The sequence below is a fragment of the Nonomuraea aurantiaca genome (assembly GCF_020215705.1).
GTDB classification, from domain to species: domain Bacteria; phylum Actinomycetota; class Actinomycetes; order Streptosporangiales; family Streptosporangiaceae; genus Nonomuraea; species Nonomuraea aurantiaca.
In genome coordinates this window covers 337850-361008 of record NZ_JAIWNB010000007.1, presented here as the reverse complement: position 1 = coordinate 361008, position 23159 = coordinate 337850, and the positions used below count along the sequence as shown (strand labels likewise).

General features: G+C 70.9%; 21 protein-coding genes. 14 read left to right on the top strand and 7 right to left on the bottom strand.

Annotated elements, in window-relative coordinates:
• Positions 1 to 95: 95 nt before the first annotated feature.
• The 8 genes from LDL49_RS19765 (at position 96) to LDL49_RS19730 (ending at position 10203) form a co-directional block, all read left to right on the top strand.
• On the top strand, positions 96 to 1280 hold the full coding sequence (locus LDL49_RS19765) for an ROK family transcriptional regulator (RefSeq protein ID WP_225292562.1): 1185 nt from the start codon (positions 96 to 98) through the stop codon (positions 1278 to 1280).
• Between the two features lie 23 nt (positions 1281 to 1303).
• Positions 1304 to 2233, top strand: coding sequence for a carbohydrate ABC transporter permease (locus LDL49_RS19760; protein WP_225292561.1), 930 nt, complete (start codon positions 1304 to 1306; stop codon positions 2231 to 2233).
• Positions 2226 to 3032 carry a carbohydrate ABC transporter permease gene (locus LDL49_RS19755; protein WP_225292560.1) on the top strand — a complete coding sequence of 269 codons (807 nt, stop codon included), beginning with the start codon at positions 2226 to 2228 and terminating at the stop codon, positions 3030 to 3032. Before LDL49_RS19760 ends, LDL49_RS19755 begins: the two co-directional genes overlap by 8 nt.
• A gap of 26 nt (positions 3033 to 3058) precedes the next feature.
• Positions 3059 to 4321 (top strand): ABC transporter substrate-binding protein, encoded by a 1263-nt coding sequence (locus tag LDL49_RS19750; protein WP_225292559.1) that lies wholly within the window; start codon positions 3059 to 3061, stop codon positions 4319 to 4321.
• A 35-nt stretch (positions 4322 to 4356) separates the two neighbouring features.
• Positions 4357 to 5559 carry a glycoside hydrolase family 15 protein gene (locus LDL49_RS19745; protein WP_225292558.1) on the top strand — a complete coding sequence of 401 codons (1203 nt, stop codon included), beginning with the start codon at positions 4357 to 4359 and terminating at the stop codon, positions 5557 to 5559.
• Positions 5556 to 7775, top strand: a complete 2220-nt coding sequence (locus tag LDL49_RS19740) for a glycoside hydrolase family 31 protein (protein WP_225292557.1) — start codon at positions 5556 to 5558, stop codon at positions 7773 to 7775. The genes LDL49_RS19745 and LDL49_RS19740 overlap by 4 nt, the downstream gene beginning before the upstream one ends.
• Positions 7776 to 7930: 155 nt before the next feature.
• Positions 7931 to 9196 (top strand): serine/threonine-protein kinase, encoded by a 1266-nt coding sequence (locus LDL49_RS19735; protein ID WP_225292556.1) that lies wholly within the window; start codon positions 7931 to 7933, stop codon positions 9194 to 9196.
• A 59-nt stretch (positions 9197 to 9255) separates the two neighbouring features.
• Positions 9256 to 10203 carry a hypothetical protein gene (locus LDL49_RS19730; RefSeq protein WP_225292555.1) on the top strand — a complete coding sequence of 316 codons (948 nt, stop codon included), beginning with the start codon at positions 9256 to 9258 and terminating at the stop codon, positions 10201 to 10203.
• Positions 10204 to 10403: 200 nt separating this feature from the next.
• On the opposite strand, the gene LDL49_RS19725 is transcribed toward LDL49_RS19730, so the two are convergent.
• Positions 10404 to 10766, bottom strand: a complete 363-nt coding sequence (locus LDL49_RS19725; protein WP_225292554.1) for a DUF5130 family protein — start codon at positions 10764 to 10766, stop codon at positions 10404 to 10406.
• Positions 10767 to 10771: 5 nt separating this feature from the next.
• The gene (locus LDL49_RS19720; protein WP_225292553.1) at positions 10772 to 11062 is read right to left on the bottom strand and encodes a hypothetical protein; all 291 of its coding nucleotides are present in this window, start codon (positions 11060 to 11062) and stop codon (positions 10772 to 10774) included.
• A 398-nt stretch (positions 11063 to 11460) separates the two neighbouring features.
• Here LDL49_RS19720 and LDL49_RS58405 point away from each other — a divergent pair, with 398 nt between their 5' ends.
• Positions 11461 to 12042 carry a zinc ribbon domain-containing protein gene (locus LDL49_RS58405; protein ID WP_308016152.1) on the top strand — a complete coding sequence of 194 codons (582 nt, stop codon included), beginning with the start codon at positions 11461 to 11463 and terminating at the stop codon, positions 12040 to 12042.
• On the opposite strand, the gene LDL49_RS19710 is transcribed toward LDL49_RS58405, so the two are convergent.
• Entirely contained in the window at positions 11933 to 13339 is a 1407-nt protein-coding gene (locus tag LDL49_RS19710; RefSeq protein ID WP_225292552.1) for an amidase, read from the bottom strand. The genes LDL49_RS58405 and LDL49_RS19710 overlap by 110 nt on opposite strands.
• Before the next feature lie 311 nt (positions 13340 to 13650).
• On the opposite strand from LDL49_RS19710, the gene LDL49_RS19705 reads away from it, so the two are divergent.
• From LDL49_RS19705 to LDL49_RS19695, 3 genes are all read left to right on the top strand, one after another.
• Complete coding sequence (locus LDL49_RS19705; protein ID WP_225292551.1) at positions 13651 to 14304, top strand: nuclease-related domain-containing protein; 654 nt, start codon at positions 13651 to 13653, stop codon at positions 14302 to 14304.
• A gap of 224 nt (positions 14305 to 14528) precedes the next feature.
• Positions 14529 to 16367, top strand: coding sequence for a dihydroxy-acid dehydratase (ilvD, locus tag LDL49_RS19700; protein WP_225292550.1), 1839 nt, complete (start codon positions 14529 to 14531; stop codon positions 16365 to 16367).
• Positions 16368 to 16641: 274 nt separating this feature from the next.
• Positions 16642 to 17136 carry a WYL domain-containing protein gene (locus LDL49_RS19695; RefSeq protein ID WP_225292549.1) on the top strand — a complete coding sequence of 165 codons (495 nt, stop codon included), beginning with the start codon at positions 16642 to 16644 and terminating at the stop codon, positions 17134 to 17136.
• A gap of 76 nt (positions 17137 to 17212) precedes the next feature.
• Here LDL49_RS19695 and LDL49_RS19690 read toward each other — a convergent pair whose 3' ends face one another.
• The 3 genes from LDL49_RS19690 to LDL49_RS19680 form a co-directional block, all read right to left on the bottom strand.
• Positions 17213 to 17410 carry an FmdB family zinc ribbon protein gene (locus tag LDL49_RS19690; RefSeq protein WP_225292548.1) on the bottom strand — a complete coding sequence of 66 codons (198 nt, stop codon included), beginning with the start codon at positions 17408 to 17410 and terminating at the stop codon, positions 17213 to 17215.
• A 25-nt stretch (positions 17411 to 17435) separates the two neighbouring features.
• Positions 17436 to 18245: a GNAT family N-acetyltransferase gene (locus LDL49_RS19685; protein WP_225292547.1), complete on the bottom strand. Its 810-nt coding sequence runs from the start codon at positions 18243 to 18245 to the stop codon at positions 17436 to 17438.
• 78 nt (positions 18246 to 18323) lie between these two features.
• Positions 18324 to 18833 (bottom strand): HNH endonuclease, encoded by a 510-nt coding sequence (locus tag LDL49_RS19680; protein ID WP_225292546.1) that lies wholly within the window; start codon positions 18831 to 18833, stop codon positions 18324 to 18326.
• A gap of 278 nt (positions 18834 to 19111) precedes the next feature.
• Here LDL49_RS19680 and LDL49_RS19675 point away from each other — a divergent pair, with 278 nt between their 5' ends.
• On the top strand, positions 19112 to 21175 hold the full coding sequence (locus LDL49_RS19675) for a prolyl oligopeptidase family serine peptidase (protein ID WP_225292545.1): 2064 nt from the start codon (positions 19112 to 19114) through the stop codon (positions 21173 to 21175).
• Positions 21176 to 21189: 14 nt separating this feature from the next.
• Here LDL49_RS19675 and purU read toward each other — a convergent pair whose 3' ends face one another.
• Positions 21190 to 22041: a formyltetrahydrofolate deformylase gene (gene purU / locus LDL49_RS19670; RefSeq protein ID WP_225292544.1), complete on the bottom strand. Its 852-nt coding sequence runs from the start codon at positions 22039 to 22041 to the stop codon at positions 21190 to 21192.
• Positions 22042 to 22215: 174 nt separating this feature from the next.
• Here purU and LDL49_RS19665 point away from each other — a divergent pair, with 174 nt between their 5' ends.
• Entirely contained in the window at positions 22216 to 23154 is a 939-nt protein-coding gene (locus LDL49_RS19665; protein ID WP_225292543.1) for an inorganic phosphate transporter, read from the top strand.
• Positions 23155 to 23159: the final 5 nt, after the last annotated feature.

Below are 23159 nucleotides of genomic sequence, written 5' to 3'. Positions count from 1 at the left end.
GCCCCTTTTCGCGTTCCCGGACTCTTGACAGGCGCCTTGCGCGGGCCCATATTTTCACCACTAACTTTATTTCTAAAGAAAGTCGTTCTCATCACATGGCAGGCACTGATCGCGGTGATCTCACGAGGACGGCGATCCTCGCGCTCCTCGGCACCGTCGGGCCGCTGAGCCGCACCGAGCTGGCGCGCGAGCTGGACCTGAGCCCGGCGACCGTCACGCAGCTCACGCGCGAGCTCATGGGCTACGGGATGCTCGAGGAGCTCGATCTCAAGCCGTCGCGCGGCGGGCGGCCCGCCCAGCGGCTCGGGCTGGTGGGCAGCGCGGGGCGCGCGCTCGGCGTGAAGGTGACGGCCGACCATCTGGTGCTGGTCGACGTGCGGCTCGACGGCGAGGTGCTGGGGGCCTGGGAGTGCGCGTTCGACCCGTCGTCCCCTGAGGCGCTGGACCGGCTGGCCGACGCCGTCGAGGCGGTGGTCTCGGGCAGCGGGCGCGGGGTGACGGCGCGTACGTCCGCCTCGGCCGGCCACGGGCAGGCGCCGCCGCTCCTCGGGATCGGTGTCGGGGTGCCCGGCAGCGTGGAGGACCAGGCGGTCGGCACGGTCAACGCGCCGACCCTGGGGTGGCAGGCCATGCCGGTGGGCGAGCGGCTGCGGCGGCGGCTCAAGCTGCCCGTGCTGGTGGAGAACGACGTCAACGCGCTGGCGGCGGCCGAGCGGCTCTACGGCAGGGGGCGGACCCATCGGGACTTCCTGGTGCTGACCATCGGGCGCGGCGTCGGCGCGGCGATCGTGGCCGACGGGCGGGTCTACCGGGGCGCCAGGGGCGGGGCCGGGGAGTTCGGGCACGTGCCCGTCGATCCGGCTGGGCCGGTGTGCGGGTGCGGGGCGCGCGGGTGCCTGGAGGCGTACGTCGGCTCGGCGGGGCTGCTGGCGGCCCGTGCCGCATCAGGAAAGCCGGACGAGCAGGTGTTCGCCGAGGCGGGTGCGGTGCTCGGGCGAGCCGCGGCGGGGCTGATCAACGTGGTCGATCCCGAGGTCGTGGTGGTGCTCGGCGAGGGGACGGCCGACTGGCCGCTCTGGCAGGTGGGCTTCGACCCGGCCGTCAGGGCGCAGCTGTATCCGGGGCGCCGCGACATCTCGATCGAGGTGGAGAGCTGGGACGACACCAGCTGGGCCCAGGGCGCGGCGGCCCTCGTGCTGGCCACTCCCTTCGACGCCGCCGGGGCCGCCGGGGAGCAGGGCCGCCTGGTACGGGCCCGCCTGATCGGGACGACGCCATGAGTCAGTTAAAACGGAGCGACCACATGACCCTCACGGCCGTCCGGGCGAAGGCCGGGGGCACGCGCGAGCGGCGGGCGCCGCGGCGGCGATGGCGCCACGCCGGGACCGTGGCCGTGTTCCTGCTGCCCAGCCTGATCCCGCTGACGCTCTACACGCTGATCCCGATGGTCGCCTCGTTCTGGACGAGCCTCCATGAATGGGACCTCATCACCGAGATGCGCTGGGTCGGCCTCGGCAACTACATCGAGCTGCTCGGCGACGCCGGGACGCGGGCCGCGTTCCTGCACACGCTGTACTTCATCGCCGGTTACCTGCCGCTCGTCTACCTGGGCGGGCTGGGCCTGGCGCTGCTGCTGAACAGGGCGATGCCGGGACGCAGGCTGCTGCGCGGCGTCTACTTCCTGCCCGTCATCACCAGCTGGGTCGTCGTGGCGCTGATGTGGAAGTGGCTGCTCAACCCGGCCAGCGGGGTCGTCAACTGGGCGCTGGGGCTGTTCGGCGTCAGCGGGCCCGGCTGGTGGACCGATCCCGACTGGGCGATGCCGTCGATCATCTTCGCCTCGGCCTGGAAGGACCTGGGCTTCGTGATGATCATCCTGCTGGCGGGGCTGCAGGCCATCCCGAAGGAGTTCCAGGAGGCCGCCATGGTCGACGGGGCGGGCGCCGTCCGCCGGTTCAGGCACATCACGCTGCCGCTGCTGTCGCCGTCGTCGTTCTTCGTGGTGGTGATCTCGCTGATCAACGGCTTCCAGGTCTTCGACCAGGTGAAGATCATGACGGGTGGCGGGCCCGGCGGCGCGACGCAGGTCGTCGTGTCGCAGATCTACGACCTCACCTTCCGGTACGGCCGGGCGGGCGCGGCCTCGGCGCTGTCGTGGCTGCTGTTCGCCCTGGTGCTGCTCGTGACGATCGTGCAGATCCGGGGGCAGAGGCGGTGGGTGACCTATGGGTAAGGCGACCCGTTACCTGCTGGTGGGCCTCGGCGCGGTGGTCATGCTGTTCCCGTTCGCCTGGGCGGTGATCACGTCGATCACGCCGAGCGACGCCGTGCTGGCCGTACCGCCGGACTTCACGCCCGACGGCGCGAGCCTCGACGCGTACGGCAAGCTGCTCGACACTCTGCCCTTCTGGCGGATCGTGGCCAACAGCGCCTGGATCGGAGCGGCCTCCACCACCCTGCAGCTCCTCACCAGCGCGATGGCCGCCTACGCCTTCGCCAGGCTGCCGTTCCCGGGGCGGGGCGCGCTGTTCGCCGTCTACCTGGCGACGCTGATGATGCCGCTGCCTGTGCTGGTCGTGCCGCTGTTCATCGAGATGCGCACGTTCAACCTGGTCGACACGTACTTCGCGTTGCTGGCGCCGACGATCGCGTCGGCGTTCGGGGTGTTCCTGCTGCGGCAGGCCATCAATCAGGTGCCGAGGGAGTTCGACGAGGCGGCCGTGCTGGACGGCGCCGGACATTTCCGGATTTTTGTGTATGTGGTGCTGCCGCTGATCAGGCCGGCTCTGGCAACGTTCGCCATCTTCGGCTTCATGGCCAGCTGGAACAGCTACCTCTGGCCGCTGATCATCATCAAGTCGCCCGAGTTCATGACGCTGCCGCTGGGCCTGGCCACGCTGCACGGCCAGTTCACCACCGAGTGGGACGTGGTCATGGCGGGCTCGGTGATCAGCGTGGTGCCGATCCTCATCCTCTACGTCTTCGCGCAGAAGCACGTCATCGCCAGCGTCGCGCAGAGCGGGCTCAAGTAGTTGTGCACAAGTAAAGGAAGTCCCCCATGTCACAGAGAATCAGGGTTGCCGCCTCCCTCGCGGCCGCCGCGCTGCTCGCCACCGCCTGCTCCCAGGGCTCGGCGACGAAGGCCACGTCCGGCGAGGGCGGCAAGGTGACGCTGCGTTACTTCACGTTCTCGGCCGCGCCCGACCATGTGAAGGACCTGGACAAGATCGAGAAGGCCTTCGAGAAGGAGAACCCGAAGGTCGACGTGGTGGTGGAGACCGCGCCCTTCGACGAGTACTTCACCAAGCTCCAGACCAGCATCGCCGGCGGCACCGCGCCCGACACCTTCGAGCTCAACTACGAGAACTTCGTGACCTACGCCGGCGCGGGCTCCCTGCTCGACCTCGACACGGTGAAGGGCGACGGCGACCCGTCGGTGTACGTCAAGGAGTCGCTCGAGGCGTTCAAGCGCGACGGGAAGCAGTACGCGCTGCCCGCTTCGTTCTCCACGGTCGTGCTCTTCTACAACAAGGACCTGTTCGACAAGGCCGGCGTGGCCCCGCCGACGGCCGACTGGACCTGGACCGACGAGCAGGCCGCCGCCGCGAAGCTCACGGACAAGAAGAAAGGCGTGTTCGGCGACTTCCAGCCGGTGCAGTTCTTCGAGTTCTACAAGACGCTCAAGCAGGCGGGCGGCGAGTTCCTGTCGGCCGACGGCAAGAAGTCGGCGTTCAACAGCCCGGCCGGGGTCAAGGCGGCGCGGTGGCTGGTCTCCAAGGTCGGCAAGACGATGCCGACCGAGGCGGAGATCGGCGGCACCGCCGACTACGACACGAACCTCTTCAAGTCCGGCAAGCTCGCCATGTGGCACAACGGCATCTGGCAGTTCGCCGGGCTGAAGGATGCCCCCTTCACCTGGGACGTGGTCGTCGAGCCCGGTGAGAGCGCCAAGGCCAGCGCCGTCTTCCACAACGCGGTCGCCGCCTCCTCCGGCACCAAGCACGGCAAGGAGGCCTGGGCCTGGGCCCGGTTCCTGTCCTCGTCGAACACCGCGGCGACCACCCGCGTCGAGTCGTCGTGGGAGCTGCCGCCGGTCGCCGACCAGGCGGTCCTGTCCGGCTATCTCAAGGACCCCAAGCCCGCCAACCGCCAGGCGGTGTTCGACTCGCTGAAGTCGATCGCGCTGCCGCCGGTCATCAAGCGCCAGCAGGAGATGCAGGACGCCGTGACCAAGCAGCTGACCGAGGCCGCCGCCGGGCGCAAGCCGGTGGAGGAGGCGCTCAAGGCCGCCGCCTCCGAGGTCGACGCCCTGCTCGGCTGAGTTGCCCGCCCACCCATCTCAGGAGATCGGTTTCCGTGACCCTCGTGTCGCACAGCCTGGACGTGATCCAGCGGCTCCAGTCCCCCACCGGCGCCTACCCGGCCTCGCCCACCTTCTCCGCCTACCGCGGCTACTCGTGGCTGCGTGACGGGGCGTTCATCGCCGAGGGGGTGAGCAGGCACGGCGACGCCGCCGGTGCGGACGCCTTCCACACCTGGTGTGCCCGGGTGATCGGCGACCGGGCGGGACAGGTCGACTCGCTCGTCTCGCGTGCGGGACGCGGTGAACCGGTCTCGCCCGCCGAGATGCTGCCGACGCGGTTCACACTCGACGGTGTGGACGGGGACGTCGACTGGTGGGACTTCCAGCTCGACGGGTACGGCACGTGGCTGTGGGCCCTGCGCGAGCACTCCTTCCGGCACGGCCGGGCGGTCCCGGGGGTGGAGAAGGGGGTGCGGACGGCGGCCCGGTATCTCACCTCGTTCTGGGACATGCCGTGTTACGACTGGTGGGAGGAGCACGTCGAGCAGCGGCACGTGGCGACGCTGGGCGCGGTGCACGCGGGGTTGCGGGCGGCCGTCGCGCTGGGCGTGCTGAGCGGGGCCGAGTCGGAGGCGGCGGGGCGCGCGGTGGCGGGCATCGCGGCCCTGGTGGCCGCCGAAGGCGTCGCGGGCACCACCTCCACCGCGGCGTCCGGTGCCGCGACGTCCGGCAGCAGGGCGTCCGGCAGCAGGGCGTTCGGCGGCGGGGCGTTCGGCGGCGGGGGGCCGAATTCCGGATATCTCACGAAATGGCTGGGCAGTGAGGCCGTGGACGCCAGTCTGCTCGCCTGCGTCGAGCCGTTCGGGCTCTACGCGGCCGATCATCCGGTCGGCGCGGCGACGGTGGCCGAGGTGGAGCGGCAGCTCGCCGTCGACGGGGGCGTGTACCGCTACCTGGCCGACACCTTCTACGGCGGCGGGCGCTGGGTGCTGCTGGCCGGGTTCCTCGGCTGGAACCACGCGCGGGCCGGGCGGCGCGCGGAGGCCCGGCGGTACCTGGACTGGATGGCGGCCCAGGCGACCCCCGAGGGTGACCTGCCCGAACAGGTGTCCGACCGGCTCCTGGCGCCCGACCGGCTCCAGGAGTGGCTGGACCGATGGGGCACCGTGGCCACGCCGCTGCTGTGGTCGCACGGGATGTACCTGATCCTCGCCGACGAGCTGAGCAAGCTGGACGAGCTGGGGGTGCGGGCATGATCCGGCATCGGCCGTACGGGTCCGGGCACCCGTACGCCACGACCGAGGACCAGCGGGTGCCCGCCTGGCCGATGGACGGCGAGGCGGTGGAGCTACGGGTGCGGGCCTCGGCGAAGGTCGTCTCGGTGGTGTGCGAATGGGCCACCGACGGCGCGGCGCCGGCAGAACTGCCGCTGACCAGGTCAGGCACCACGCCGGAGCCGGACGCCGCGGGGACCGTTGACGGCGGGCATCTGGCGGGCGCGCAGGCCAGGGCGGCGCGGGCCGCCGCCGGATCGTGGGTGGCGCGCTCGCCCGTGTTGCGCGCCGGGCATCGGTACGCCTACCGCTTCCGGGCCGCGCTGGACGGAGGCGGGAGCCGTACCAGCAGGTGGTTCGAGGTGACGGCGGCGGCGTGGGGCCGGACGGGCGGGAAGCTCGTCGTGCGCGGCGCGGACCGGGTGGTGCCGGGGAGCGTACGGTGGCTGGCCGGCGGCGACGGGGTACGGCGGGTGCGGTTCGAGCTGGCGCTGGCCGACGGTGAGCACGTGGTGGGGTTCGGGGAGCGGTTCGACGCGGTGGACCAGCGCGGGCGGCGGCTGGACGCGGTGGTGTTCGAGCAGTACAAGGCGCAGGGGGCGCACGGCAGAACGTACCTGCCGATGCCGTTCGCGCTCGTGGTCGGCGGGGCGGCGAGCTGGGGGTTCCACGTCGAGACGTCCAGGCGGACCTGGTACGACGTCGGCGCGTCCACGCCGGACCGGCTGGTCGTGGAGGCGGAGGTGGGGCCGGACGGCGAGCCCTCGGTCCGGCTCTATGACGGCGCGACCCCGGCCGACGTGCTGCGGGACTTCCTCGACGAGGTGGGGCGGCCGACGGAGCTGCCCTCGTGGGTGTTCCGGCTGTGGGCCAGCGGCAACGAGTGGAACACGCAGGAACGCGTGATGGCCGAGATGGACCGGCATCGCGAGCACGACATCCCCGTCGGCGCGCTGGTCATCGAGGCGTGGAGCGACGAGACGACGTTCACGGCGTTCCGGGGGGCCGAGTACGAGCCGTCGGAGGAGCCGCACCGGCTGGCGGATTACGCCTTCCCGCCGGACGGGCCGTGGCCGGACCCCAAGGGCATGGTGGACGAGCTGCACCAGCGGGACGTCAAGGTGCTGCTCTGGCAGATCCCGCTGCAGAAGACGCGCCCGCACCCTCGGCACCAGGCCGCGGTGGACGCCCGGCAGCTGGTCGAGAACGGCTACGGCGTCAGGGAGGCCGACGGCCGGCCGTACCGGAACCGGGGCTGGTGGTTCCCGCTGGCGCTCATGCCCGACCTGTCCTCGCCCGAGGTCCGCGACTGGTGGACGGCCAAGCGCGCCTACCTGGTGGACGAGGTGGGCGTGGACGGGTTCAAGACCGACGGCGGCGAGCACGCGTGGGGCCACGACCTGCGCTACGCCGACGGGCGCAGGGGCGACGACGGCAACGGCCTGTTCCCCGTGCATTACGCGCGCGCCTTCGGCGAGCTGCTGGAGCGCTATGGCAAGGCGCCGGTGACGTTCAGCAGGGCCGGGTTCACCGGGTCCCAGCCGCACGGCGCGTTCTGGGCCGGGGACGAGGACTCGACCTGGGCGGCGTTCCGGTCCTCTATCAGGGCCGGGATCACCGCCTCGGCCTGCGGGATCGTCTATTGGGGCTGGGACCTGGCCGGGTTCTCCGGCGACCTGCCCGATGCCGAGCTCTATCTGCGGGCGGCCGGGGCGGCGGCGTTCATGCCGATCATGCAGTACCACTCGGAGTTCAACCACCACCGCCTGCCCCTCAGGGACCGCACGCCGTGGAACGTGACCGAGCAGACCGGCGACGACCGGGTGCTGCCCGTCTTCAGGCGGCTGGCCAAGGTGCGCGAGCGGCTGGTGCCGTATCTGGCGGGGCAGGCCCGCCAGGCGGTCGGCGGCGGGGCGCCGCTGATGCGCGGGCTGTTCTTCGACCACCCGGACGACCCGCGCGTCTGGGAGCATCCGCTGCAGTACAAGCTGGGCGACGCCCTGTTGGTGGCCCCGGTGACGGCGGCCGAGATCGCGGAGCAGGCGGTCTACCTGCCCGAAGGCGACTGGGTCGACGTCTGGACCGGTCGCGCCCATCGCGGCGGGCGCGTGGTCACGCTGCCCGCGCCGCTCGACCGCCCGCCGGTCCTCTGCGCGGCGGCGCACTGGCCCCATCTCTCACCTGTGTTCGCGACCTGATCGGGGTCGGATTGTGGAAGATGCCGTCGAGCGCGAGCCCGGTGCCAACAGCACCTTCACCAGCCCCGCCTCGGGAACGGGAGGCACTACCACAGAGGCGTTCTGAGCGCCGGATCCGGCGCGTCCATCGAGGTCGCGGTGTTAGCCTCGAAGACGTGCTCGGATCCGGGACCAGCCTCAACGATCGCTACACGCTGATCAGCCGCGTGGGCGGCGGCGGCATGGGCGAGGTCTGGCGGGCCACCGACACCGTTCTCGGCCGGACCGTGGCGGTCAAGGTGCTGATCCCCGCCCTGACCGAGGACCCGAAGTTCGCCCAGCGGTTCCAGAACGAGGCCAGGGCGATGGCCACGCTGCGGCATCCCGGCGTGGTCGACGTCTACGACTACGGCACCTCCGAAGTCGACGGGCGCCAGGTGAGCTTCCTGGTGATGGAGTTCGTCGAGGGCGAGTCGCTCGACCGCGTCCTGCGCCGCGAGGCGCTCGACCCGGCGGCCACCATGCGGCTGGTCGCCGAGGTCGGCGACGCGCTGGCCGCCGCCCACGCGCAGGGCATCGTGCACCGCGACGTCAAACCGGCCAACCTGATGGTCCGTCCCGACGGCAGCGTGGCGCTCACCGACTTCGGCATCGCCCACTCGGTCTCCGCGGTCCAGCTCACGGCCACCGGCGCCATGCTCTGCTCGGCCGGCTACTGCGCCCCCGAGATGGCCACGGCCAGCGACATCACCCCGGCCGTCGACGTCTACGCACTCGGCGTGGTCGCCTACGAGTGCCTGACCGGGCGGCCGCCGTTCGAGGGCGACACCCCCGTCCAGATCATCTACAAGCACCTGCACACGCCCGTCCCGGCCTTGCCCGCCGAGGTGCCGCCCGGACCGTGCCAGGTCGTGACCAGGGCGCTGGCCAAGACACCCGACCGGCGCTGGCCGACGGCCGCGCTGATGAGCGAGGCGGCCAGGAAGGCCTTCGACGCGCCGGGCTCACCGCCCATGCCGCGTGGCCGCCGCGCGCTGAGCGCCGTCGTGGCCATGGCCGTGGCGATCCTGGTGACGCTGGCGGTCGCCGGGTCGGTGTGGATACGCGGCGACCAGGCGGCCGAGCAGAGCGGCAGCGTCCTGCCGCCCGTCACGCACGACTCGGGCACGCCCACGAGCGCCGTCACCCCGAGCAGGAAGCCCTTGGCGCCCCCGTCGAAGTCCGCCCCCGTCGCGCGGCCGAGCGGCTCGCACAAGCCGACCCCCACCGCGACGCCCACCGTCCGCCCGACCAAGGCCACGCCGACGGCCACGCCGACCACTCACGAGCCCGAGCCCACGGATCCGCCCACCACACCGGAGCCGACCGCGCCCACGGTCGAGCCCACGGTCAGCGAGCCACCGGGTGACATCCAGTGCATCAAGGCGCCCTGCCCCAGCTAGTGGCCCTTTCGGCGGTCTTGTCGGACGGGCGAGTATCCGGTCATGAGTAGGGTGATCGGGTGGATACCACTCGCGATCTGCTCGTAGCGCTGGCCCGCCGCTACGCCTTCTCCGACCTCGGAGCACTGGCCTCATCCGAGGAGATCGCCGGCGTGTGCGAGTTCGGCAGCAGGCTGCTCTCGCTGGACGCGGAGGACTTCGCGGCCGAGGCGAAGGCCGTGCCCGCGGATCTGCGGCGCCAGGCACGGGCCTGCCACATGCCGCAGACCCCGCGCGAACAGCCACGCGGCGCGCTGGAGTCGCTGCGGCCCGCCTACGGGCTGCTGCTGGAGGTCATCGCCATCCGCTGGCAACGCCGGGAGCTGAGCCCGATGATCGCCGCCGTCCACATCGCCAGCGAATACCTGCCGCTGCTGGCCTACGAGCCGCATCTCGGCCATGCCGGCGACCCCGCGCGCTGGCCCGCGGGGCTGAGCGCGCCGGGCAGCAGGTTCGGCGTGATCGGCGACCGCGAGTGCGACCACACCAAGTCCGAGCAGTCGGCCACCAACCGGACCCTGCGGGTGGCGAGCGAGCCGCCCGAGGGCTGGCGCGCGTACTTCGACCGGCAGCACAGCCAGGTGGCGGGCGCGATGGCCGTCTGCGTCGCCGGCTGCCGCAACCCGTGCACGGCGATGCACTGGATCGAGCCGGACGAACGCGCCGACCTGCACGTGCGGGCCCGCACCGCGCTGGCGTTCGCGGAGACGCCGCTCGTACGCCTGCGGCACGCGGCGCCCGTCGGCCACGGCTTCGGTGTGCCCTCGCCGGAAGAGGTGCTCGACGCCTGGCAGCGCAGCCGGGCGGCGCTCGACAAGAACGAGGTCGGCTCGGCCGCGCTCAAGGATGACGGGTTCCCGCTGCCCGGCCTGCCCGCGCTGTTCTCGGCCATCGGCCGCTCGCCCATCGTGCCCGCCACGCTGCTGGCGGGCGTCAGCGAGCACGTCGCCGGCCTGCTCCAACGCTGACCCCTGGGCCTGCCCCAACGCTTTTGGCCTGCCCCGATGACGCTTTGGGCCTGCTCCAACGCTTTTGGCCTACCCCGATGACGGTTTGGGCCTGCCCCCATGCTGACCCCCTGGAAGCCTCCAGGCTGACCCCGCCGCCCGCCTCGCTTACAAAGGCGGGGTGGGCGTCGCCTACCGCGGGGGCGCAGGCGACGCCCGTTCTATCGCCTGGCGGTGGCCTGCTCGCCCAGCATGCCGATGCCGTACAGCAGCCCGCCCACCAGGTCGCCGGCGCTGAACGCCGTGGCCATCGACATGGCGGTCAGCCGGCACGCGGTGTCGGGCAGCCGCCGCCGGGCGTTCTCGCCGGTCACGATCTCCAGCGCCCGTCCGGCGACGTCCACGAAGATCACCACCGCGTCGTCGGCCTCCTCGCCGAGCGCGGCGTGCAGCCGCTCGGCGAAGTGCCGCCGGGTGCCGACCGGCGGGCCGAGGAAGGCGCCGAAGCGCAGGCCGCTGCGCCGCTCGGCGACGGTGAGCGCCTGCCTGATGTCGTCGGCCTGGGTCGAGGTCAGTCCGCGCATCGCCATCACCATCCCGCCGAAGCGCCGCCGACGCGCCTGCCGGGCTCGGCCGTCTCCGCCATCGCGACCCAGTCGGTCTCGGGCGCCGGCGCCCAATGAGCGACCCGGTCGGCCAGAACCAGCCCCGACGTGCTCACGCCGTGCTCGCTCCCGGACGGACCGCCCAGCCACACCGGGCCCGTCTCCATCCTCCGTGCAGAACCCCGCCCCGGCACCAGAACCGCCAGGCTGATCAGCACGAACAGACCGAGCGAAACCCCCAAGAGAAAAGCCAGAATCTCCAGCGCGCTGTCCACACCCACGAACGTAATCCCGGTTCGGCTGTCCGGCCAGACCCGGTCGTGAGAGAGTCTGACTCAAGATCCCCCAGACAAGGTCAACTCAACTGTGGATGCGATCGATGATCTACGGCGCGGATCCCTGGCTTTGGCCATGGGGGTAAGCCAACCGGGGCGTGGTCAAGCCGAAGCCAAGCAGGACTTCGCGTGGCTGGGCGAGACCCGCCTGCGGTACTTGGGGACTTCGCCCGGACCGCCCGCCCGCGTCGCACCCCGGCCCGACCCCGAACGGCGGGGCGCGTTCCTGCCTAACAGGGGCGCGGGCAAGTCCGGCTTGAACCGGTCCATCCTGGACAAAAGCTGGCATCGGATCGAACTGGCCACCCCGGAGCAAGGCCCGCTACACGGGCACCAACGTGATCACTGCCAATCCGGCGTACACGAGTCAGACGTGCAACGTATGCACGGTGGTGGATCGCAAGTCCCGCGAGAGTCAAGCGGCCTTCCGGTGCACCTCCTGCGGACACACCGAGCACGCCGACGTGAACGCCGCCAAGAACATCCTCGCCGCCGGGAGGGCGGAGCACGCACAACCCAGACCGGGTGTGCGAGCTGGGGCGCGCAAACCACGCAACCGCGTGGGCCGGAAGGCCAACCGCCAAGCGAGAGAGCCGTCGAGCCGGGCCCCGATCAGGGCGGCCGTGCTACCACAGGTGCAGATGCGGGCGCGGACGCATCTGCAGATGCAGGCGCAGACCCTGGTGGTAGCGCGGGAGCGGGTGACGGCGTGGGCACAGGAGGGCCTGACCGGGTGGCGGCGCAAGCCCGCCATGGGCCGCTTCTTCTGCGGGCTCGGCCCCCGACCATCACGCCAGCGGCACGACACGGCTACCAGATCGCCGGTCGCCGGTCCCCCCAGAAACCGCCCCGGGCCGACTCGACCTGGGCCGACAGTGAGATCAGCGTGCCTTCGGCGCCCAGGCGGCCCGCCAGCATGACGCCGATCGGCAGCCCGTCGGGGGTCCAGTGCAGGGGCAGGTTCACGGCGGGCTGGCCGGTCACGTTGTAGACCGCGGGGAAGGCGGCGAACCTCTTCATCCGCTCGAACGTCTCCTCGACGTCGTCCACGTCCTCGAACCAGCCCACCGGCCGCGGCGGCTGGGTGACGGTCGGCGTGAGCACCGCGTCATAGGCGTCGGTCACCGCGAGCGCCGCCCTGGTGGCCAGTTGCAGAGCGGCCTGGGCCTTCAGGAACGCGGGGGCGGGGGTGGCGAAGCCGTGCTCGCGCAGCCGCCTGGTGAGCGGCCGGAGCAGCTCGACCTGGTCCTCGGCCACGGGGTGCATGCAGGCGAAGGCGTACCACATGACGGTGAACTCCGGCACGGTCTCCGGCCCGAACGGCGGCTCGATCTCGACGACCTCGTGGCCGAGCGCCGCCAGCGTCACGGCGGCGGCCTCGTACGCGGCGAGCACGTCCGGATGGACGTCGGCGCCGGGCACGACCGGCCGGGCGTAGCGGGCGATGCGCAGCCGGCCCGGCTCACGCCCGACGCACTCCAGGAACGTGCCTTGGTGCGGCGGTGCGAGGTAGAGGTCGCCGGGGCTGTTGTGGGCCATCACGTCGAGCAGCGCGGCGGCGTCGGCGACGGTTCGGGCGAGGGGACCGTTCGTCGACAGGCCCGCGAGGTCCGGGATGATCGGCGCGAAGCTGATCCGGCCGCGCGTGGGTTTGATGCCGAACAGCCCGCACACCGAGGCCGGGATGCGGATCGAACCGGCCCCGTCGCTGCCCTGCGCGGCCGGCGCCAGCCCGGCGGCCACGGCCGCGGCGGCGCCGCCGCTCGACCCGCCCGCGGAGGTACGCGGATCCCATGGCGAGCGGGCGGGCGGCGAGAAGGCGGTCTCGGTGTAGCAGGGCAGGCCGAACTCCGGTGTCGCGGTCTTCCCCAGCATCACCGTGCCCGCGTCACGCAGGCGCTCGACCACCGTGTCGTCCACCGGGGCGACGAAACCCCGGTATGTCGACGACCCGAACATGATGGGCACGTCCTTCACCAGGTTAAGATCCTTTATGGGGATCGGCACTCCGGCGAGGGGTCCGTCTGGCAGCTCCTTGGCCAGACGGTGCGCCTGTTCGAGGGCTCTCTCGGCGGTCACCGTCACATACGCACCCACCTGTGGATCGATTCGCTCGATCCGATCGAGGTAGTGCCGAGTGAGCTCGACCGGCGAAATCTCCTGGTCACGGATGGCTTGCGCCTGCTCGAGCGCCGAAAGCTCGTGAAGTTCTCGCACGCTACCGCACATTAGGCATCTCTAGAGAAGAACGTAATAGATACCCGGAAAACGGGCGTAGAACACGGTGAGCTGGGCCATAAAACTATGGACAAGGCAGCACTAGGAATCGACAAGAACCACGGGCTACGGTGAGTTACGTGGACTCCGACCATCAGCGAGAAGACGGTCACAACGCGTCACCCATCTGGGTGAGTGACCGACCCGAAGGCGAGCCGGCCCCCGCGAAGCAATCGGCGCCCACGTCAACCTACGCGCCCATCGAGCGCGCGTCCGTGCGCAGCCTGCTCCAACAGCCACGCTTCCGCCGCATGCGCAACCGCGCGCTGCTGGCGATCCCCGTTGGCGTGGTCGTGGGCATCCTCGTGGGCGACTGGCGGGTAGGCGTGACCGCGGGCGTGATCGCGGCCATCCTCGACACTGTTTACCGAGCGCGGTCCAACTCGACCGTGCCGGCCTGGCGCCGTGCCTCCATCGCGGAGCGCCGCACCGAGGCCCAACTACGCAAGCTCGAACGCAACGGTTATCGCACGCTCCACGCGCGGGCGATCCCGGACAGCGAGGCCCAGATCGACCACCTCGTGGTGGGCCCGACGGGCGTCTACGCGGTCGACTCCGAGAAGTGGGACAAACGGCTGCCCGTACGCGTCCAGATGGGCAAGAAGCTCTTTCATGGGCCGTTCGACATGAAGCCACGTCTCACCGAGGCCAAGTGGGAGGCTTCGCGCGCCAGCGAGCTGATCAGCGAGGCCTACGGCAAGGAGATCTCCGTCGTGCCCTCGCTGGCCATCTACGGGCCGCCCGTGCCATGGAAGATCATGACGATCCGCGGCGTGGACGTCTACGAGGGCGCCCGTGCCCGCAAGTGGATCACCAAGCGGGAGCGGGCGCTGACCAAGGCCGAGATCGACCGCCTGCACGACATCGCGGCCCAGGTCCTGCCCGCCAGATACGGCGAGGACTGACCCGACCCAACTCCGAAGGCACGTCCGCCGGGCGTGCCTTCAGCAGTTCCGTAGGCAGGTCACTGGGGTCCTGACCGCGCTCCGGGTCCTGAGGCGTTCGGGGCGGCCCTCGCGGCCGGGTCCACCCAGCTCGCCCCCGTACACGTCCGAGCGATGGACAGTTGTCTCAGCAACCGGGCAAATGGTCGTACGATGTGAGGACTCGCAACGATGGGAGAAGTTCAATGCCCGCCCTCAGGTCTCGTACGGTCACCCACGGCAGGAATATGGTCGGCGCCCGCGCCCTCCTCCGGGCGACCGGCGTAGCCGGGAGCGATTTCGGCAAGCCCATCATCGCCGTGGCCAACAGCTTCACGCAGTTCGTCCCGGGCCACGTTCATCTGCGCGACGTCGGCGACGTGGTGTCGGCCGCGATCCGCGAGGCGGGGGCGATCCCGCGCGAGTTCAACACGATCGCGGTCGACGACGGCATCGCGATGGGCCACGGCGGCATGCTCTATTCGCTGCCGTCGCGCGAGCTGATCGCCGACGCCGTCGAGTACATGGTCAACGCCCACTGCGCCGACGCGATGATCTGCGTCTCCAACTGCGACAAGATCACGCCGGGCATGCTGCTGGCCGCCTTCCGGCTCAACATCCCGACGATCTTCGTCTCGGGCGGGCCGATGGAGGCGGGCAAGACGCCCGGCCGCAAGCTCGACCTGGTCGACCCGATGGTCGCCGCCGCCGACAGCAGCGTCTCCGACGAGGATCTGCTGGAGATGGAGGAGAACGCCTGCCCGACCTGCGGGTCGTGCTCGGGCATGTTCACCGCCAACTCCATGAACTGCCTGGCCGAGGCGATCGGCCTCGCGCTGCCGGGCAACGGCACGATCCTGGCCACGCACAAGGCGCGCAAGAACCTGTTCGAGGACGCCGGGCGCCAGCTCGTGGAGATCACCCGCCGCTACTACGAGGACGGCGACGAGTCGGTGCTGCCGCGCTCGATCGCCACCAGCGAGGCCTTCGAGAACGCGATGGCGCTGGACGTGGCGATGGGCGGCTCGACCAACACGATCCTGCACATCCTGGCCGCGGCCCGCGAGGCCGAGGTCGACTTCGGGCTCAAGGAGATCAACGAGATCTCCCTGCGCGTGCCGTGCCTGTGCAAGGTGGCTCCGGCGACGAGCAAGTACCACGTCGAGGACGTGCACCGCGCGGGCGGCATCCCGGCCATCCTGGGTGAGCTCGACCGCGCCGGGCTGCTCCACCGCGATCTGCCGACGGTCAACGGCACCACGCTCGGCGAGACGATCGCCGCCTGGGACCCCCAGTCGCCCACGGTGCGGCCCGAGGCCCTGGAGCTGTGGCACGCGGCGCCCGGCAATGTCCGCACGGTCAAGCCATACTCGCAGGACAACCGCTGGGACTCCCTCGACACCGACCGGGCCGAGGGCTGCGTGCGCGACCTGGCGCACGCCTACAGCTCGGACGGCGGGCTCGCGGTGCTCTACGGCAACATCTCGCGTGACGGCGCCGTGGTGAAGACAGCCGGGGTCGACGAGTCGATCTGGAAGTTCACCGGGCCGGCGGTGGTGTTCGAGTCGCAGGAGGACGCGGTCGAGGGCATCCTCGGTGACCGGGTCAAGGAGGGCGACGTGGTCGTCATCCGCTATGAGGGCCCGAAGGGCGGGCCGGGCATGCAGGAGATGCTCTACCCGACGTCGTTCCTCAAGGGCAGGGGCCTGGGCAAGGCGTGCGCGCTGGTCACCGACGGCCGTTTCTCCGGCGGCACGTCCGGGCTGTCGATCGGGCACGCCTCTCCGGAGGCGGCCGAGGGCGGCATGATCGCACTGGTCGAGGACGGCGACATGATCGAGATCGACATCCCCAACCGGTCGATGGAGCTCCGGGTCCCCGAGGCCGAGCTGGCGGAGCGCCGTACGCGTCTGCTCGCCGACCTGGGCGGCTACCGCCCGCGCGACCGCAACCGCCCGGTCAGCGTCGCCCTCCAGGCGTACGCGGCCATGACGACCTCGGCCTCCACGGGCGCCTCGCGCGACCTCTCCCAGCTGTCTCGATAATTCTTCTTTACGGCAGGCACGGTGGGCCCCACCCACCGTGCCTGCTGGTGTCTGTCCAGGGGCACGCTCCTCCGGTTCACCGGCTGAGCGCCGTGACGCGCGTCTTGTCGGCCATGGCTTCCGTCAGTCGTCGGCCATGGCTTCCGTCCGTGATGGCGTGCGGGTTGCGTCAGTGGTGACGTGGCGGGTTCCGGGCCTTATTCGTGCGATACAGGGTGCTTACCAGCCGTACAGGCTTTCGAAAACTGTCGGTGGTCGTCTCTATTGTGGGGGTATGGCTACAGGCGTGAACTCCCACACTCGCCCGCTGACCACCGCCGAGATCGCTGCCCTCGCCCTGTCCCTCGCTCATCTGGGGTCCGGTCCGCAGGCTGTCACCGCCAGGCGCGGTCTGCAACACGCGCTCGAGCATCTGGAGCTCGACGACGATGTCATCGCCACCACCCTCACGACGCTCACCGAGCCGCTGCCCCTGGACATCGCGTCGCGGGCCAGGCTCATCGCGGACGCCATCACCAGCAGGCTGATGATTCGTCTGCACTATCGGGATGCCTCAGGGCATGTCACGGCTCGGGATGTCGAGCCGGTGACGTGTCTGGTGCATCGCGAATACTGGTATCTCGTCGGGGTCTGCCGGATGCGGCGGGCCATCCGGGCGTTCCGGTTCGACCGGATTCTCGCGGTCGAGCCGACGCTGACCCCGTCCCGGCCGCACCTGGCCGACCGGTTCCTGCCGTTCCAGCGACGCAAGCGGGCCCGCGCCGCCTAAGGAGTGCCCTGCCCCACCCGTCGCGCCCAGCCGTAGGCGCGGCGGGTCAGGCTTGGGTGGCCGGTGGATCCGGGCGTCAGCCGCAGCAACCCCCGCCGCAGCAGCCACCCGAGGGCGGGGCGGCGGCGCCGCCGGTCATCGCGACCGTGGAGAGCAACCTGACGGTGTCGTCGTGCCCCTCGGGGCACGCGGCCGCCTCGTCGGAGGCGGCCATCGGACGGGTCACCTCGAAGGTCGACCCGCAGGCACGGCAGCGAAAGTCATAGCGCGGCATGCCCCCAAGACTACGGCAAACAAGGCTACGGCAAAGATCCGAAGGTCACCTGGGCGTAGTCGTAGACGGGCTCGTAGCCGATCGACCGATAGACGGCGTTGCTCGTCGGGTTGGCCAGGTCGGCGAAGAGCACCACCTGCTCACACCGCGTCTCCACCGCGACCCGGCTGGCGAACGCGGTGACCGCGGCGCCGTACCCCCGCCGGCGACAGGACGGCGGCGTGTACACCGGCCCGATACGGCAGACCCCGCCCGCCGCGGGCGACAGGGCGGCCATCGACACCGGGACCCCGTCCGCCTCCCACAGGAACAGCTGCCGCCCGGCCAGCCGGTGCTCCACCTGCTGAACGGGATCCCCGCCCACGCCCAGACCCACTTCCTCGCCGAACGCCTGGAACCAGGCGACCAGCAGGGGAAAGTCGGCGACACCCGCCAGGCGGCCGTGGCCCGCCGTGCCGGGGACGATCAGGGTGCCGAGGCGGTAGAGGCGCTCCGACAACACGGAGCGGGGTTCGCCGAGCACCTCGGCGAGCGCGCCGGTCAGCTCCTGCGGGCCCAGGACCTCCGTGATCTCGCCCCGCCACGCCGTGACCAGCGACGCGATGGACGCGACCGGCATGCGGGCCAGGGCGATCGGGTTCGGCGGCGTGCGGAAGGCCGCCCCCCGGACCTCGCCGTCGCGGGTCCACCAGCCGAAGGAGGCGTCATCGGCCGGCATCCCGGCGCGAATGTTGGCCAGCACCGTCAGCGGCACCGTGTTGCCCACGGGGTCGGCGAGCAGGAACGCCTCGGCGGCGGTCGCGTACTCCTCCACGTCGGTGGTGAAGGTCCACATGCCCTGGAATCCTGCCAGGAGCCGTGAAGCACGACAAAGACATTTCAGGCCCGGATCCCAGGGATCCGGGCCCGAAGGTCAGGCTGCCGCTTCCAGGTAGGGCGCCCACTGGGGATCGCCGACGAGCGAGGCGCCGATGAGCCGCCAGTGAGCGCCCCGTGGCACCGCCGGGGCGACGCGCAGCGTCCACCCCAGCTCCTCCAGGAACTTGTCGGCCTTCCTGTGGTTGCACGGCGTGCACGAGGCGACGCAGTTCTCCCAGGTGTGGGCGCCACCCCTGGACCGGGGGATGACATGATCGATGGTCTCGGCCCGCAGGCCGCAGTAGGCACAGCGGTAATCGTCGCGCCGCATGAGCGCGGCCCTGGTCAGGGGGATGCGAGACCGGTAGGGAATACGGACGTATCTGCGCAGCCGGACCACCGAGGGCACCTCCAGCGTGCACGTCGCGGAGCGCAGGACCGCGCCCCCGCCGTCACGGTGGACGATGTCGGCCTTCTCCCGCAGCACGAGCACGATGGCTCGATGCAGCGACAGCGTGGTGAGTGGCTCGTAAGTAGCGTTGAGCAGCAGGACTTGGCGCGTCATCGGGCCTCTCCCTGCTGCATGGGTATCAAGGGGGACATGCCGTGGCATGTCCCGGCTGTCGGCCCCTCCTGGGGCACTGGTGCTTCCGTCACGTGGACCTCCGCCGGACGGTCCAGCGGATGGTCACCACGGCACCGTCCTGTCACCAAGTCTGACGTTTACCGCGTGCTCCCCGCCACCCCATAACCCCCAGCCGGAATGACCAGAGGGACGCACGGTACGTTTTATGCCCACTTCACCAGGGCTTTACGCGCCCTGCTTGGCAGTAGGGTTCGGGCATGACGCGAGAGCCCTACCCCACAGCACGCCGCGAGGAAAGCGCCGAGATTTTGCACGACACTCCCGTCGCGGACCCCTATCGCTGGCTTGAGGACCCCGACAGCCCGGAGACGCAGGGATGGCTGCTCGCGCAGGCCGACCTGTTCAAGCGGCAGAGCAAGCCGCAGCGGTTCGGGGACCGCATCGCCGAGCTGCTCAGGTCCGGCTCCGTGGGGGTGCCCGTGTGGCGCGGCGACCGCCACTTCTTCAGCCGCCGCACGCCGGACCAGGAGCACGCGGTCTACTACGTGGCCGAGGACGACGGGGCCGGCGGCACCGAGCGGGTCCTGATCGACCCCATGGCCATCGACCCGTCGGGCCTGACCACGCTCGACGCCGTCCAGCCCGACAAGGAGGGCCGCCTGCTCGCCTACCAGATCTCGGTGGGCGGCAACGAGGAGTCGGTCCTCTACGTCATGGACGTGGCCACCGGTGCCCGGGTCGAGGGCCCGATCGATCGGTGCCGCTACTCCCCCATCGCGTGGCTGCCCGGCGGCGAGGCGTTCTACTACGTACGCCGGCTGCCGAGCACGGAGCTGCCGGAGAGCGAGTCGCAGTTCCACCGCCGCGTCTACCTGCACCGCGTCGGCACGTCCACCGAGGACGACGTGATGATCTTCGGCGAGGGCCTGAAGATGACCAACTACTACGGCGTCTCGGTCTCGCGTGACGGCCGCTGGCTCCAGATCTCCGCCAGCGAGGGCACGGCGCCGCGCAACGACCTGTGGGTGGCCGACCTGACCACCTCCCCGCCCGACGGGCCCGACCTCCAGGTCGTGCAGGAGGGCGTGGACGCCCAGACGGGATTCTGGTACGGCCGCGACGGCAGGCTGTACATCCACACCGACCGCGACGCACCGCGCACCCGGATCTGCGTCACCGACCCGGAGACGCCCGGCTTCGACAACTGGCGCGACCTGATCCCGGAGGACTCCGAAGCGGTGCTGTCCGACTTCGCGATCCTCGACGCCCTGGAGCGCCCGGTCATGCTGGTGAGCTGGACCCGCCACGCGATCAGTGAGATCACGGTGCACGACCTGGCCACCGGCGAGCGGATCGGCGAGGTGCCGGCCCCCGGCCTCGGCTCGATCGGCGGCATAGCCGAGCGTCCCGAGGGCGGCTACGAGGCGTGGTTCGGCTACACCGACAACACCACGCCGCCGACCATCCAGCGCTACGACGCCAGGACCGGCGAGACCACGCTCTGGGCCGCCTCGCCGGGCGTGGTGGACGTGCCGCCGGTGCGCACGTCCCAGGTCGTCTACCGGTCCAAGGACGGCACGGACGTCCGCATGCTGGTCATCTCGCCGGTCGACGGCGACGGGCCGCGTCCGACCATCCTGTACGGCTACGGCGGCTTCGGACTGTCGATGACCCCCGGCTACTCCGCCTCGGTGCTCGCCTGGGTGGAGGCGGGCGGCGTCTACGCGATCGCCAACCTGCGCGGCGGCGGCGAGGAGGGCGAGGACTGGCACCGCGCCGGCATGCTCGGCAACAAGCAGAACGTCTTCGACGACTTCCACGCTGCGGCCGAGCACCTCATCGCGACCGGCGTGACGACGTCCGAGCAGCTGGCGATCTCCGGCGGCTCCAACGGCGGGCTGCTGGTGGGTGCGGCGCTGACGCAGCGTCCCGAGCTGTACGCGGCCGTCGCCTGCTCCGCCCCGCTGCTCGACATGATCCGTTACGAGCAGTTCGGGCTGGGGGCTACCTGGAACGTCGAGTACGGCTCCGCCGCCGATCCCGAGGGGTTCGGCTGGTTGTCGAGCTATTCGCCGTATCACCAGGTTCGCGAGGGCGTGGCGTACCCCGCGACGCTGTTCACGGTCTTCCAGTCGGACACGCGCGTGCACCCGCTGCACGCGTGGAAGATGTGCGCGGCGCTGCAGCACGCGTCCACGGGCGAGGGGCCGATCGTGCTGCGCAACGAGACCGAGGTGGGCCATGGCGCCCGTTCGGTCAGCAGGTCGGTCGATCTGTCGGCCGACACGCTGACGTTCCTGGCCCGGCACACCGGCCTCTAGCCAGGAGCAGCCCGTCAGCGGGGGAAGATGACCGTCCGGTGGCCGTCGAGCAGCACCCGCTGCTCGGCGTGCCACTTCACGGCCCTGGCCAGCGCCACGCACTCGACGTCCCGCCCGATCGCCACCAGGTCCGCCGGGGAGTGGCTGTGGTTGACCCGGGCCACCTCCTGCTCGATGATCGGCCCCTCGTCCAGGTTGGACGTGACATAGTGCGCCGTCGCGCCGATCAGCTTGACGCCCCGGTCATGCGCCTGGTGGTAGGGCCGGGCGCCCTTGAACGACGGTAGGAACGAGTGGTGGATGTTGATGGCCCGGCCCGCCAGCTTTTCGCAGAGGTCCTCCGACAGCACTTGCATGTAGCGCGCCAGCACCACCAGCTCCACCTGGTAGTGCTCGACCAGCGCCAGCACCTCCGCCTCCTGCCGGGGCTTGGTCTCGGGGGTGACGGGCAGGTGGTGGTAGTCGATGCCGTACGACTGCGTCAGGGGCCGCAGGTCGGGGTGGTTGGACGCGACGGCGACGATCTCGATGTCCAGGGCCTTGGCGCGCACCCGGTAGAGCAGATCGTTGAGGCAGTGGTCGAACTTGCTGACCATGATGAGCACCCGCGGCTTCCTGGCCACGTCGCGCAGCTTGATCTCCATGCCGAACTCCGGCGCCAGGGCGGCGAAGGCCGCACGCAGCTCGTCCTCCGGCAGCGGCGCCGCGAACTGGACCCGCATGAAGAACCGCTGCGCCTCCCGGTCCCCGAACTGCTGGCTCTCGATGATGTTGCACCCGTGCCCGGCCAGCAGGCCCGAGACCGCGGCCACGACACCGGGCCGGTCGGGGCAGGACAGGGTCAGGATGTATTCGGCAGAGCTCATCTTTTCTTGCTCATTAACTTCACTCTCGCGGACAGGAGATCACCGGGTGGCTTCGGGTTGACCTGGGCAGACTACCTCTCAGCGGCGGACTCCACATCGCCGTACGGCCGACGGGCAGTGCGCGTGGAGCGCCTCTCCCGCTAGACCGCCCCGAATGGGATGGAGTGCCCGCCTTTGGATGCTTCCGTACTGATCGCGATCGCCTGTCTGTTCGCGTTCGTGTCCGGGATGAACGACGGTGGCGCCCTGCTCGCGACCGGGCTCAAACTGCCCGCGATCCGTCCGGCGGTCGGCATCGTCACCCTGGTGGTGCTGATGGCGTTGGTGCCGTTGGTGACCCATCAGGTCGCGCGGACGTTCGTGACCCGGCTGGCCACCTTCCAGGGGCCGGGCGCGAAGGTCGCGATGACGGTCGCGGTGGTCGCCGCGCTGATCGTGGTCATGGCGCTGAGCGCGAAAGGCCTCCCGACCAGCCTCACCCTGGCCATCGTGGGCGGCCTCACCGGGGCCGGTCTCGGCTGGGGGCTGCCGGTCTCGGCCGGGTCGGTCGCCCAGGTGCTGGCCTTCGCGCTGGCCGCGCCCGTCGTGGGCGGGCTGCTGGGCTGGGTGGTGATCCGGCTGCTGCTCCTGGTGACGACCAGCCGGGGGCTCCCGCGCTGGCACTGGGCGGGCTTCCTGCTGCAGACCATCGCCTACTCGGCCAACGACGGCCAGAAGGTGCTGGCCGTCCTGATGGTCGCCGGGGGCTTCTCGAACGCGCCGCTCCCCTACACCTCGCTGGTGGCGGTGCTGTTCGGGTTCGGCGCCGTGTACGGCCTGCCCAAGGCGGGACGCACGCTCGGCCGGGAGATCATCGTCTTCCGTCCCCTGCACGGCGTAACGGCCGAACTGGCCTCCGGCATCGCGGTGATCGGCTGCTCGGCCGTGGGTATGCCGGTGAGCATGACCCAGGCCATCGCCGGCGGGCTGATCGGCGCCGGAGTGGCACGGGGCGCCGGGCGGGTCCGCTGGCACGCCGCCGTCAAGATCGTCATCGCCTGGGTGCTGACGCTTCCGATGAGCGCGCTGGTGGCCGCGGTCGCGTCGTACGCGGTGAGGGAGGTGACGGCATGAAGCGG

Excerpts from the sequence above, each read along its gene's own strand:
- LDL49_RS19765 (WP_225292562.1), top strand. The coding sequence starts at position 96 with ATGGCAGGCACTGATCGCGGTGATCTCACGAGGACGGCGATCCTCGCG.
- LDL49_RS19760 (WP_225292561.1), top strand. The coding sequence starts at position 1,304 with ATGACCCTCACGGCCGTCCGGGCGAAGGCCGGGGGCACGCGCGAGCGG.
- LDL49_RS19755 (WP_225292560.1), top strand. The coding sequence starts at position 2,226 with ATGGGTAAGGCGACCCGTTACCTGCTGGTGGGCCTCGGCGCGGTGGTC.
- LDL49_RS19750 (WP_225292559.1), top strand. The coding sequence starts at position 3,059 with ATGTCACAGAGAATCAGGGTTGCCGCCTCCCTCGCGGCCGCCGCGCTG.
- LDL49_RS19740 (WP_225292557.1), top strand. The coding sequence starts at position 5,556 with ATGATCCGGCATCGGCCGTACGGGTCCGGGCACCCGTACGCCACGACC.
- LDL49_RS19725 (WP_225292554.1), bottom strand. The coding sequence starts at position 10,766 with ATGCGCGGACTGACCTCGACCCAGGCCGACGACATCAGGCAGGCGCTC.
- LDL49_RS19705 (WP_225292551.1), top strand. The coding sequence starts at position 13,651 with ATGCGCAACCGCGCGCTGCTGGCGATCCCCGTTGGCGTGGTCGTGGGC.
- ilvD (WP_225292550.1), top strand. The coding sequence starts at position 14,529 with ATGCCCGCCCTCAGGTCTCGTACGGTCACCCACGGCAGGAATATGGTC.
- LDL49_RS19695 (WP_225292549.1), top strand. The coding sequence starts at position 16,642 with ATGGCTACAGGCGTGAACTCCCACACTCGCCCGCTGACCACCGCCGAG.
- LDL49_RS19690 (WP_225292548.1), bottom strand. The coding sequence starts at position 17,410 with ATGCCGCGCTATGACTTTCGCTGCCGTGCCTGCGGGTCGACCTTCGAG.
- LDL49_RS19685 (WP_225292547.1), bottom strand. The coding sequence starts at position 18,245 with ATGTGGACCTTCACCACCGACGTGGAGGAGTACGCGACCGCCGCCGAG.
- LDL49_RS19680 (WP_225292546.1), bottom strand. The coding sequence starts at position 18,833 with ATGACGCGCCAAGTCCTGCTGCTCAACGCTACTTACGAGCCACTCACC.
- LDL49_RS19675 (WP_225292545.1), top strand. The coding sequence starts at position 19,112 with ATGACGCGAGAGCCCTACCCCACAGCACGCCGCGAGGAAAGCGCCGAG.
- purU (WP_225292544.1), bottom strand. The coding sequence starts at position 22,041 with ATGAGCTCTGCCGAATACATCCTGACCCTGTCCTGCCCCGACCGGCCC.